This is a genomic window from Pseudomonas fluorescens (genome assembly GCF_902497775.2).
Taxonomy (GTDB): domain Bacteria; phylum Pseudomonadota; class Gammaproteobacteria; order Pseudomonadales; family Pseudomonadaceae; genus Aquipseudomonas; species Aquipseudomonas putida_F.
The window spans coordinates 3,380,453-3,391,825 of sequence record NZ_OZ024668.1 but is presented as its reverse complement, the minus strand read 5'-3'; the positions used below and the strand labels follow the sequence as shown (position 1 = coordinate 3,391,825).

The following is an 11,373-nucleotide window of genomic DNA, read 5'->3' as shown; positions in this document are numbered from 1 at the left end:
AACTGGGTCTGTAGCTCAGTTGGTTAGAGCGCACCCCTGATAAGGGTGAGGTCGGCAGTTCGAATCTGCCCAGACCCACCAGTTTCTTGTTGGGGCCATAGCTCAGCTGGGAGAGCGCCTGCCTTGCACGCAGGAGGTCAGCGGTTCGATCCCGCTTGGCTCCACCACCCCTTGCTACCGTGTCAAAGCTTAGAAATGAATATTCGCATCGAATATTGATTTCTGAACTTTTTCAGAATCGTTCTTTAAAAATTTGGGTATGTGATAGAAAGATAGACTGGACAGCACTTTCACTGGTGTATGTTCAGGCTAAGGTAAAATTTGTGAATCATTACAAATTTTCGGCGAATGTTGTCTTCACAGTATAACCAGATTGCTTGGGGTTATATGGTCAAGTGAAGAAGCGCATACGGTGGATGCCTTGGCAGTCAGAGGCGATGAAAGACGTGGTAGCCTGCGATAAGCTTCGGGGAGTCGGCAAACAGACTTTGATCCGGAGATCTCTGAATGGGGGAACCCACTCAGCATAAGCTGAGTATCTTGTACTGAATACATAGGTGCAAGAGGCGAACCAGGGGAACTGAAACATCTAAGTACCCTGAGGAAAAGAAATCAACCGAGATTCCCTTAGTAGTGGCGAGCGAACGGGGACTAGCCCTTAAGTGGCTTTGAGATTAGCGGAACGCTCTGGAAAGTGCGGCCATAGTGGGTGATAGCCCTGTACGCGAAAATCTCTTAGTCATGAAATCGAGTAGGACGGAGCACGAGAAACTTTGTCTGAATATGGGGGGACCATCCTCCAAGGCTAAATACTACTGACTGACCGATAGTGAACCAGTACCGTGAGGGAAAGGCGAAAAGAACCCCGGAGAGGGGAGTGAAATAGATCCTGAAACCGTATGCGTACAAGCAGTGGGAGCCTACTTTGTTAGGTGACTGCGTACCTTTTGTATAATGGGTCAGCGACTTATATTCAGTGGCGAGCTTAACCGAATAGGGGAGGCGTAGCGAAAGCGAGTGTTAATAGCGCGTTTAGTCGCTGGGTATAGACCCGAAACCGGGCGATCTATCCATGGGCAGGTTGAAGGTTAGGTAACACTGACTGGAGGACCGAACCGACTACCGTTGAAAAGTTAGCGGATGACCTGTGGATCGGAGTGAAAGGCTAATCAAGCTCGGAGATAGCTGGTTCTCCTCGAAAGCTATTTAGGTAGCGCCTCATGTATCACTGTAGGGGGTAGAGCACTGTTTCGGCTAGGGGGTCATCCCGACTTACCAAACCGATGCAAACTCCGAATACCTACAAGTGCCGAGCATGGGAGACACACGGCGGGTGCTAACGTCCGTCGTGAAAAGGGAAACAACCCAGACCGTCAGCTAAGGTCCCAAAGTTATGGTTAAGTGGGAAACGATGTGGGAAGGCTTAGACAGCTAGGAGGTTGGCTTAGAAGCAGCCACCCTTTAAAGAAAGCGTAATAGCTCACTAGTCGAGTCGGCCTGCGCGGAAGATGTAACGGGGCTCAAACCATACACCGAAGCTACGGGTGTCACTTAGGTGACGCGGTAGAGGAGCGTTCTGTAAGCCTGTGAAGGTGAGTTGAGAAGCTTGCTGGAGGTATCAGAAGTGCGAATGCTGACATGAGTAACGACAATGGGAGTGAAAAACTCCCACGCCGAAAGACCAAGGTTTCCTGCGCAACGTTAATCGACGCAGGGTTAGTCGGTCCCTAAGGCGAGGCTGAAAAGCGTAGTCGATGGAAAACAGGTTAATATTCCTGTACTTCTGGTTATTGCGATGGAGGGACGGAGAAGGCTAGGCCAGCTTGGCGTTGGTTGTCCAAGTTTAAGGTGGTAGGCTGAGATCTTAGGTAAATCCGGGATCTTAAGGCCGAGAGCTGATGACGAGTTGCCATTAGGCGACGAAGTGGTTGATGCCATGCTTCCAAGAAAAGCTTCTAAGCTTCAGGTAACCAGGAACCGTACCCCAAACCGACACAGGTGGTTGGGTAGAGAATACCAAGGCGCTTGAGAGAACTCGGGTGAAGGAACTAGGCAAAATGGCACCGTAACTTCGGGAGAAGGTGCGCCGGTGAGGGTGAAGGACTTGCTCCGTAAGCTCATGCCGGTCGAAGATACCAGGCCGCTGCGACTGTTTATTAAAAACACAGCACTCTGCAAACACGAAAGTGGACGTATAGGGTGTGACGCCTGCCCGGTGCCGGAAGGTTAATTGATGGGGTTAGCTAACGCGAAGCTCTTGATCGAAGCCCCGGTAAACGGCGGCCGTAACTATAACGGTCCTAAGGTAGCGAAATTCCTTGTCGGGTAAGTTCCGACCTGCACGAATGGCGTAACGATGGCGGCGCTGTCTCCACCCGAGACTCAGTGAAATTGAAATCGCTGTGAAGATGCAGTGTATCCGCGGCTAGACGGAAAGACCCCGTGAACCTTTACTATAGCTTTGCACTGGACTTTGAATTTGCTTGTGTAGGATAGGTGGGAGGCTTTGAAGCGTGGACGCCAGTTCGCGTGGAGCCATCCTTGAAATACCACCCTGGCAACTTTGAGGTTCTAACTCAGGTCCGTTATCCGGATCGAGGACAGTGTATGGTGGGTAGTTTGACTGGGGCGGTCTCCTCCTAAAGAGTAACGGAGGAGTACGAAGGTGCGCTCAGACCGGTCGGAAATCGGTCGTAGAGTATAAAGGCAAAAGCGCGCTTGACTGCGAGACAGACACGTCGAGCAGGTACGAAAGTAGGTCTTAGTGATCCGGTGGTTCTGTATGGAAGGGCCATCGCTCAACGGATAAAAGGTACTCCGGGGATAACAGGCTGATACCGCCCAAGAGTTCATATCGACGGCGGTGTTTGGCACCTCGATGTCGGCTCATCACATCCTGGGGCTGAAGCCGGTCCCAAGGGTATGGCTGTTCGCCATTTAAAGTGGTACGCGAGCTGGGTTTAGAACGTCGTGAGACAGTTCGGTCCCTATCTGCCGTGGACGTTTGAGATTTGAGAGGGGCTGCTCCTAGTACGAGAGGACCGGAGTGGACGAACCTCTGGTGTTCCGGTTGTCACGCCAGTGGCATTGCCGGGTAGCTATGTTCGGAAGAGATAACCGCTGAAAGCATCTAAGCGGGAAACTTGCCTCAAGATGAGATCTCACTGGAGCCTTGAGCTCCCTGAAGGGCCGTCGAAGACTACGACGTTGATAGGTTGGGTGTGTAAGCGCTGTGAGGCGTTGAGCTAACCAATACTAATTGCCCGTGAGGCTTGACCATATAACACCCAAGCAATTTGCGTCGAAAGGCCAGATTGCGGTGTTGTGAAGACTGCACAGCCGAGAATTTGTAACTCACAAACATCACATACCCGATTCGCTGGAGTGTCTTAAACAAGACCTTCTGGCAACAGAATTTCTTGACGACCATAGAGCATTGGAACCACCTGATCCCATCCCGAACTCAGCAGTGAAACGATGCATCGCCGATGGTAGTGTGGGGTTTCCCCATGTGAGAGTAGGTCATCGTCAAGATTAAATTCCGAAACCCCTATCTGCGTATGCAGGTAGGGGTTTTGTCTTTTCCGCTCCCACTCTCACTCCCGTAGCAGTGAACACCAGCCCAAAAAAAAACCACCCCGCAGGGTGGTCTCTTCATTTCCATTATCGACTCAGTCGCCGTAATACTCGCAACCACTGGTGCAGGTCTCATGAATCCGCACCTTGGACAGCTCAGGCAGCAGCGGCTTGACCTGGTCCCAGATCCACTTGGCGATCACTTCGCTGGTCGGGTTTTCCAGGCCAGGAATGTCGTTCAGGTAGTTGTGGTCCAATTGCTCGTACAGCGGCTTGAAGATCGCCTTGATCTCGGAGAAGTCGCGGATCCAGCCGGTATGTGGATCGAGCGGGCCGGTCAGGTGCAGGGCAACCTTGAACGAATGGCCATGCAGGCGACCGCACTTGTGCCCTTCAGGCACGTGGGGCAGGCGGTGGGCCGATTCGAACGTAAACTCTTTGAAAATTTCCACGATGTCTTGACTCTGTAAACCAATGCTGGCGGCCAGTTTACCAGCATGGTCACTTCAGTGGTTGCAGATGCGCGTGCAGCTTGCCGGTTTCTATCAGCTCTAGCAGCTCATCGCCCAGGCGCTGGCTTTCGGCCATTGCCTTGTGCCAGTAACGCTGACGGCTGCCAGCGTCGCCTATGAAGCGCTTGAAGTCGCTACGCTCCGGCAGCTTGCCGTAGGGCAGGCTGGCCAGGTACTGCGGCGAGGGCGCAAGCAGCAGCACGTTGCGCAGCCGATCGACATCACCACGGCGCCAGGGCAGGGCCTTGTCGAACCAGCCAGGGATGACCTTGTCGGTGAAGTGCGGGTAGAGCACCAGGTCATCGCCGGCATAGGGCAGGTCCAGGTGATAGTCCAACAAGCCGCCATCACGATAGGTTCCCCGGCCCACGCCGGGGATATCGCGCACGCCTTCCATGACCATGGGGATCGACCCGGAAGCCAGCAGGGCATGGCGCAAATTGGCGACGTCCAGGGGCAGGCAGCGCGAAGGGAAGTCCGTCAGTGGCTGCAGCGGCGGTGCACTGCGGGCATCGTGAAGAATGATCCGTTCGAAGTGCCGCGACAGGCGCGGGCGGCCGATCAGGTTATCGGCAATTACCGATGACAGGCCCATGCCCAGGCGCCCGCGGTGATCGTCAGCAAGCAGGCCATGGCTTTTCACCACCATGATGTTCAGGCGGTAGTCCGGGCTTGCGAGGATCTGCGCGTCACGGCTGTCGAGCAAGTCATTGAGCATACGTTCGCAACTGCGGCTGACTTGCGCCTGGGTCACGCCCTTGGCAAAGTCCTGTTCGGTGTACAGCTGGCCGAGACGCTGCAGGGCTTGGGCCGGGTTGGGCAGGCAGGCACTGGCGAAGCGCCAGGAGCCGATCGAGGCACCAATCAGCGCCCGTTCACGCGGTGCACTGGGCAACCACTGGCCAAACAGTGCCAGGTCCAGCCCCTGGATGCCTAAGGCCTTGGGGCCTCCTGCAGCGCCCGGTATTACGCCCACATCGGCTGCCTGCAGGCCGCGCTCGCCAATTCGCTGCAGGGCACGGCTGCCGGCCTTTAGGGTCAGGGCCGGGTACTTGATATGGATTGCGCTCATACGGGCCTCGCTGTCTTGAGCCGGTAATTATAAAGAACAGCAGTCCAGATGTGGGGCAGGGCTGCGCTATCATGTCGCCAGTTGTTTTCAGCTTCAATTAAGTTCGGTTGGGTACTCTAGGCCCCGTAGAAACATTTTTGATCTCAACGGAGAGACACGATGAAAACTTTGACTGCCCTGTTCGCCACTGCTGCCCTTGCCCTTAGCGCCAACGTTGCCCTGGCTAAAGATGTACAGCCTGACGAAGTCGTGAAACTGGTCAACGCCAAGACCATCAAGTCTCTGGACGAACTCAAGGCCGCTGCCGTGGCCAAGCATCCAGGCGCAACCGTCACCGATTCCGAGCTGGAAGACGAGTACGGTCGCTACATCTACAAGGTCGAACTGCGTGACGCCCAGAACGTCGAGTGGGATGTCGACATGGATGCCAAGACCGGTGAAATCCTCAAGGATGCCCGGGATAACTAATGACCGTTCGATTGCGAACAGCACAGACCGTTCTCATTGCGCTGTTGGCCCTCTGCTCGCTGGCTTCGGCCCGCGACCTCGATCAGGATGAAGCCCTGCAACTGCGCGAGCGGGGCATCATCTTGCCGTTGGAGCAACTGCTCAAAGACGCCCTGGGACGCTATCCCGGGGCGAAGTTGCTGGAGGCGGAGCTGGAAGAGAAGCACGACAGGTACGAGTACGAGGTCGAATTGCTGACCCCTGAAGGCGTGGTGCGCGAGATCAAGCTCGATGCTACCAATGGAGCGCTGCTCAAAGACGAGGAAGATGACTGATGCGCCTGTTACTGGTCGAGGACAACGTACCGCTGGCAGATGAACTGACCCAGAGCCTGCAACGCCAGGGTTATGCGGTCGACTGGCTGGCCGACGGCAGGGACGCGGTCTACCAGGGCAGCAGCGAACCCTATGACCTGATCATTCTCGACCTTGGCTTGCCCGGCTTGCCGGGCCTCGAGGTGCTGGCCCAATGGCGGGCATCGGGGCTGGTGACACCGGTGCTGATCCTCACCGCGCGCGGCTCGTGGGCCGAGCGTATCGAGGGCCTCAAAGCCGGCGCCGATGACTACCTGAGCAAGCCGTTTCACCCGGAAGAACTTCAACTGCGCATCCAGTCGCTGCTGCGTCGTGCCCGTGGCCTGGCCAACCAGCCGACCCTGGAAGCCGCCGGCCTGCAGCTGGACGAAGGCCGCCAGTGTGTGACCCGCGCCGGTGTCGACATCCAGCTCACCGCTGCCGAGTTTCGCCTGCTGCGTTACTTCATGCTCCACCCGCAACAGATCCTCTCGAAAAGCCACCTGGCCGAACACCTCTACGACGGTGAAACCGAGCGCGATTCCAACGTCCTCGAGGTGCACGTCAATCACCTGCGCCGCAAGCTCGGCCGCAGCGTGATTGAAACCCGCCGTGGCCAGGGTTATCGCTATGCCGGGAGCAACGAGTGAAGTCGATCCAGGCACGCTTGAGCCTAGGCCTGATTGCGGTACTGGTGGTGGTCGGGCTGATCCTCGCCCAGCTCAGCCTGTGGCTGTTCGAAGCCGGCCTGCAACGCTACCTGGAAACCGGCCTGCGCAAGGAGAGCGAGAACCTGCTGGTGGCCCTGGTGCGTGGCCAGACCGGCCTTGAGCTGGATGAACGGCGGATATCCTCGGCCTACAAGCGGCCGTTTTCTGGTTATTACTTCCGCATTGATTTTGACGGTGGCAATTGGCGTTCGCGTTCGTTGTGGGACATGGACATGCCGGCGCCGCAAACCCCGGGGCTGCACGCCGGGCTGGAGCTGGGGCCTGAAGGCCAGCAGTTGTTGGTGCTGCGCGCGGACTACCGGCGCCTGGGCCAGGCCATCTCCATCAGCGTTGCCCAGGACTATACCCCGGTGCGCGATGGCTTCAGGCGCATGCAGCAGATCGGCCTGGGCTTGGGCCTGGTCGCGCTGTTGCTGATCCTGGTGCTGCAACGCATCACCGTGACCCGCTCATTGCGCCCGCTGGAGCGGGCCCGCGAACAGATTGCCCAGTTGCAGCAGGGCCAGCGTTCGCAGCTCGATACCCAGGTGCCTACCGAGCTCGAGCCCTTGGTCGCGCAGATCAACCACTTGCTGGCCCACACCGAGGACAGCCTGCGTCGTTCACGCAATGCCCTGGGCAACCTTGGCCATGCGCTGAAGACGCCTCTGGCGGTGCTGCTCAGCCTGGCCTCCAGCGAACGCCTCAAGGACCTGCCGCAAGTCCGTGCCCAGTTGCGTGACCAGCTCGAGCAGATCCAGCAGCGCCTGAGCCGCGAGCTCAATCGCGCGCGGCTGGCCGGCGATGCATTGCCGGGCGCCCAGTTTGATTGCGATGCCGAGCTGCCAGGGCTGCTGGCAACCTTGGGCATGATCCATGGTGAAGGGCTGGAACTGAGCCAGCAGGTGCCAGCCGGTTTATTGCTGCCCTGGGATCGCGAAGACCTGCTCGAACTGCTGGGCAACCTGCTGGACAACGCCTGCAAATGGGCGGACAGCGAAGTACAGCTGACTGTCGAAGAGCTGCCGCAAAGCTACCGTCTATGGATCGACGACGACGGCCCCGGCATTCCCGAAGCCGCGCGGGAACAAGTGCTTGAGCGCGGTACCCGGCTTGACGAGCAAGTCGATGGTCACGGCCTGGGCCTGGGCATCGTGCGCGATATCGTCGAGGCCTGGGGTGGGCAGATGAGCTTGCTGGAGAGCCCTTTGGGTGGGTTGCGCGTCAGTATCGAACTGCCGCGCAGGGTTTCGAAAACCATTTAATCGTGTTTAAAGATATCTGAAAATCTCCCCTCGGAGACGGTAAAGTTGTACGGTTCCCATGGTGGTATCCCCCATGATTCAGGAGGTGGCTCGACGGGGATGGAGCAGTCAAATTCACCGAACAGTTGATTGGTCTTTCTATCATGGTGAATAATTTTCAGTGTTCCTGATGTGGCTTTATGTACCGTTAGCCCGATAAGCTCTTCAGTCACCTTGAAAAAAAACGCTAGTGAGAGACTTGGGAGGTTGTCTTTGAGGTCATAGGTGCCAGGTTCGATTTCGGGTGAGGTTATTACTTGCAGGCTTTGCTGGATGGCTCCGTGGAAACCAGGCTGCTGCGAGCCAACGCTAGCCCTTTGACCGGTGGGGGTGAAATTGACAATTACGCCAGCATTTGAGTAAAAGATTTTTTTCGGTTGCTGAGGCTCTCCCAAGTAGGCGAAGTACTCGGTCCAGCTTGCCGGAGCCTGCAACCCTTGTTCTCGGGCTTGCGACGGGGTCAAGGTTTTGAATTCACTGCGGGTGATTATTGTCATTGCGATACTCTCCATGGTGGAAGAATGATCTTCAGAGCATGGCAATCGGCCGTCTACTGGTAAAAATATCAGGTGTGGATACCGGCTGGCGGAAATCAACAGGGCGTGTGCCACCGGCCAGCAGGCACACGGACGGGCATTGAGTAACGTTACAGAGTTTTACGGGGTCGTTCAGTTCGCCGCAGCTGCCCATACGCCTGGCTAATCCGGTCAATCACCATTGCCAACGCCACAATCGCCAAGCCTGCCTCCACGCCTTTGCCCACATTGAGCGTCTGGATCCCCGCCAGCACATCCTCACCCAAGCCGCGCGCGCCGATCATCGAGGCGACCACGACCATCGACAGCGCCATCATCACCGACTGGTTGAGCCCGGCCATGATGCTTGGCATCGCCAGCGGCAGTTGCACCCGTCGCAGCCGCTGCCAACGGCTGGCGCCAAGACCGTGTGCCGCCTGGATCAGGCTCGGGTCGATCTGGCTCAGGCCCAGTTCGGTCAGGCGGATCAACGGCGGCAGGGCGTAGATCAGGGTGGCGAAAATCGCCGGCACCTTGCCCAGGCCGAACAGCATCAGCACCGGGATCAGGTAGACGAAACTGGGCAACGTCTGCATGACGTCGAGTACCGGCATCAGCAGCTTGCGCGCCAAGGCCCGGCTGGCCAGCAGGATGCCCAGCGGAATGCCGATCAGCACGCACAGGCCGGTGCTCACCAGCACCAGCGCACAGGTCTGCAGGAGCTTGTCCCACAGGCCGACCACGCCGATCAGGAACAGCAGGCCGCTGAGCACCAGGGCGCGAGTGATACTGCGGCTGGCGTGCCAGGTCATCAGGGCGACGATCACCAGCAACAGCCACCAGGGCGTCAGGCGCAGCAGGTTCTCCAGGCTGACCAGCACTTGCAGCAAGCCATCGGAGACGTTGCGCAGCTGGTCGCCATAGGCCAGCACCAACCAATCGACAAAACGGTTAACGGCATCGGCAAAGGAGAAGTGCAGTGCTTCAGGAAAGCCTCCACTCACAAGCCTGCCCCGACTTTGCTGGCGACCTCGGCGGGCAGCCAGGCTTTCCAGATTGCCGGGTTGTCACGCATGAACCTGAGCGCGGCATCCTTGGGCGATTCGCGCTTTTCGCTCATCTGCGCCAGGGTCTTGTTGAGGGTGTCGATGGGCAGCTCGACCTTGGCGAAGAACTCGACCAGTTCGGGGTATTCCTTTTTGAAGGGCGCCGAAACACCGATGGACAATTTCGCCGGCAACGAGCGCGTACCTTGCGGGTTCGGATTGTTGGCGTCGGTCAGGGTCTGCCACGCTTGGGCATTGAACGGCGGCTCCTCAAGACGCACCAGATCGTAGCGGCCCATCAGTGGGGTAGGGCTCCAATAGTAGAACAGCACGGGTTTTTCACGGCGGATGGCTGAGGTGATTTCCGCGTCAAGGGCAGCGCCCGAGCCACTGCGAAAGTTCACGTAGTCGTTATCCAGGCCGTAGGCCTTGAGCTTCTGGCTGTTGACGGTCTCGGAGGTCCAGCCGCTGGGGCTGTTGAGGAAACGGCCTTTATCGGGGGATTCGGGGTCCTTGAACACGGCCTTGTATTGCTTGAGGTCGGTCACCGAGCGCAGCTTGGGCGCCAGATTCCTGATCACGTAGGCCGGCACATACCAGCCCTCATCGGCGTTCTTCACCGTATCGCCGATGCTGAACACCTGACCGGCTTTTTCGGCCTTGATCCAGGCCGGGCTGCGGCCGGCCCATTCTTCACCGATGACCTGGATGTCGTTGCGGGCCAGGGCTACTTCCATGCTCACGGTGCTACCGGGCAGGGTGTCGGTGGGGTAGCCGTAGCCTTTCTCGACGATCAGCCGCAGGATTTCAGTGGTGAGGCTGCCGCTTTCCCAGGTGATGTCGCCGAAGTGGATGGGCGTGGATTTGTCGGCGGCGTGGCTGGAGGTGATCAGGGTCAGCGCAAGGACGGCGCCGCCTAGCAGGGTAGTGATTGGCTTCATTGTGCCTCGCTCGCAGGGTAGGGAGTCTGGCAAGTGTAGTAGACCGATCGCGGGGCAAGCCCGCTCCCACTGTGGGAGCGGGCTTGCCCCGCGATACTGTCACACCCTGAACTGATCCATCAGCCCCTGCTGCTGGTTGGCCAGGCTGTTGAGCGACTGGCTGACGCGTGCCGATTCGTTGGCCTGCTCCGACAGCGACTCGGTGACGTCACGAATGGTCGCCACGTTGCTGTTGATCTCTTCAGCCACCGCGCTCTGCTCTTCGGCGGCGCTGGCGATCTGCAGGTTCATGTCGCTGATCACCGTGACCGCATCGCCAATCTGCTGCAGGGCGGTGACCGCCTGGCCGACCTGCTCGACGCTGCCCTGGGCCTGGCGATGGCTGCTGTCCATGGCACCGACCACTTCGCGGGTACCGGCCTGCAGCTCTTCGATCACCTGGCGGGTTTCTTCCACCGATTCCTGGGTACGGCGGGCGAGGTTGCGCACCTCGTCGGCGACCACGGCAAAGCCGCGGCCGGCTTCACCGGCACGCGCGGCCTCGATGGCGGCGTTGAGGGCCAGCAGGTTGGTCTGTTCGGCGATCGAGCGGATCACTTCCAGCACCGAGCCGATCTTCTCGCTGTTCTCGGCCAAGCCTTCGACCTGGCCCATGGCGGTGCTCATGTCAGCCGCCAGAGTGTCGATGCTGCTGGTGGTGCGGTCGATCACCGCCAGGCCCTGGCGGGTGGCCTGGTCGGCATCGCGGGCAGCCTGGGCGGCTTGCGCGGCGCTGCGAGCGACGTCCTGGGCGGTGGCGCTCATTTCATGGGACGCAGTCGCTACCTGGTCAACCTGACGGTACTGCTGCTCCATGCCGGCGCTGGTCTGGGTGGCAATGGCCGAGGACTGGTCGGC

Annotated in this window: 10 protein-coding genes, 2 tRNA genes and 2 rRNA genes; 8 read left to right on the top strand and 6 right to left on the bottom strand. The window is 58.4% G+C overall.

The genetic code is table 11. From position 1 onward, the window contains the following. The first annotated feature begins 4 nt into the window (after positions 1 to 4). From F8N82_RS15570 to rrf, 4 genes are all read left to right on the top strand, one after another. Positions 5 to 81 (top strand) — tRNA-Ile (locus F8N82_RS15570). 10 nt (positions 82 to 91) lie between these two features. Continuing rightward, a tRNA-Ala gene (locus tag F8N82_RS15565) sits at positions 92 to 167 on the top strand. Between the two features lie 222 nt (positions 168 to 389). Then, positions 390 to 3,280: ribosomal RNA gene (locus F8N82_RS15560) — 23S ribosomal RNA — on the top strand. Positions 3,281 to 3,418: 138 nt separating this feature from the next. Next, a 5S ribosomal RNA gene (rrf, locus tag F8N82_RS15555) occupies positions 3,419 to 3,534 on the top strand. A gap of 137 nt (positions 3,535 to 3,671) precedes the next feature. Here the strand turns inward: rrf and queD are convergent. Both queD and F8N82_RS15545 read right to left on the bottom strand, forming a co-directional pair. After that, the gene (queD, locus tag F8N82_RS15550) at positions 3,672 to 4,028 is read right to left on the bottom strand and encodes a 6-carboxytetrahydropterin synthase QueD (RefSeq protein ID WP_010226613.1); all 357 of its coding nucleotides are present in this window, start codon (positions 4,026 to 4,028) and stop codon (positions 3,672 to 3,674) included. A gap of 49 nt (positions 4,029 to 4,077) precedes the next feature. Continuing rightward, positions 4,078 to 5,160, bottom strand: a complete 1,083-nt coding sequence (locus F8N82_RS15545; RefSeq protein ID WP_038996114.1) for a patatin-like phospholipase family protein — start codon at positions 5,158 to 5,160, stop codon at positions 4,078 to 4,080. Positions 5,161 to 5,319: 159 nt separating this feature from the next. Here F8N82_RS15545 and F8N82_RS15540 point away from each other — a divergent pair, with 159 nt between their 5' ends. From F8N82_RS15540 to F8N82_RS15525, 4 genes are read left to right on the top strand one after another with little or no spacing between them, the layout of a single operon-like run. Continuing rightward, on the top strand, positions 5,320 to 5,628 hold the full coding sequence (locus F8N82_RS15540; protein WP_038996113.1) for a PepSY domain-containing protein: 309 nt from the start codon (positions 5,320 to 5,322) through the stop codon (positions 5,626 to 5,628). Next, on the top strand, positions 5,628 to 5,942 hold the full coding sequence (locus F8N82_RS15535) for a PepSY domain-containing protein (RefSeq protein WP_038996112.1): 315 nt from the start codon (positions 5,628 to 5,630) through the stop codon (positions 5,940 to 5,942). The genes F8N82_RS15540 and F8N82_RS15535 overlap by 1 nt, the downstream gene beginning before the upstream one ends. Next, the gene (locus tag F8N82_RS15530) at positions 5,942 to 6,610 is read left to right on the top strand and encodes a response regulator transcription factor (RefSeq protein WP_038996111.1); all 669 of its coding nucleotides are present in this window, start codon (positions 5,942 to 5,944) and stop codon (positions 6,608 to 6,610) included. Before F8N82_RS15535 ends, F8N82_RS15530 begins: the two co-directional genes overlap by 1 nt. Then, entirely contained in the window at positions 6,607 to 7,935 is a 1,329-nt protein-coding gene (locus F8N82_RS15525) for a sensor histidine kinase (RefSeq protein ID WP_038996109.1), read from the top strand. Before F8N82_RS15530 ends, F8N82_RS15525 begins: the two co-directional genes overlap by 4 nt. Here the strand turns inward: F8N82_RS15525 and F8N82_RS15520 are convergent. The 4 genes from F8N82_RS15520 to F8N82_RS27635 all read right to left on the bottom strand — a co-directional run bounded on the left by F8N82_RS15520 (position 7,932) and on the right by F8N82_RS27635 (position 11,331). Continuing rightward, entirely contained in the window at positions 7,932 to 8,471 is a 540-nt protein-coding gene (locus F8N82_RS15520; protein ID WP_038996108.1) for a hypothetical protein, read from the bottom strand. The genes F8N82_RS15525 and F8N82_RS15520 overlap by 4 nt on opposite strands. Before the next feature lie 149 nt (positions 8,472 to 8,620). Continuing rightward, a complete protein-coding gene (locus F8N82_RS15515) occupies positions 8,621 to 9,493 on the bottom strand; it encodes an ABC transporter permease (protein ID WP_038996107.1) in 873 nt (290 codons plus the stop codon). Then, on the bottom strand, positions 9,490 to 10,476 hold the full coding sequence (locus tag F8N82_RS15510) for an ABC transporter substrate-binding protein (protein WP_038996106.1): 987 nt from the start codon (positions 10,474 to 10,476) through the stop codon (positions 9,490 to 9,492). The genes F8N82_RS15515 and F8N82_RS15510 overlap by 4 nt, the downstream gene beginning before the upstream one ends. Before the next feature lie 99 nt (positions 10,477 to 10,575). Then, positions 10,576 to 11,331 (bottom strand): methyl-accepting chemotaxis protein, encoded by a 756-nt coding sequence (locus tag F8N82_RS27635; RefSeq protein WP_371857280.1) that lies wholly within the window; start codon positions 11,329 to 11,331, stop codon positions 10,576 to 10,578. Positions 11,332 to 11,373 lie beyond the last annotated feature (42 nt).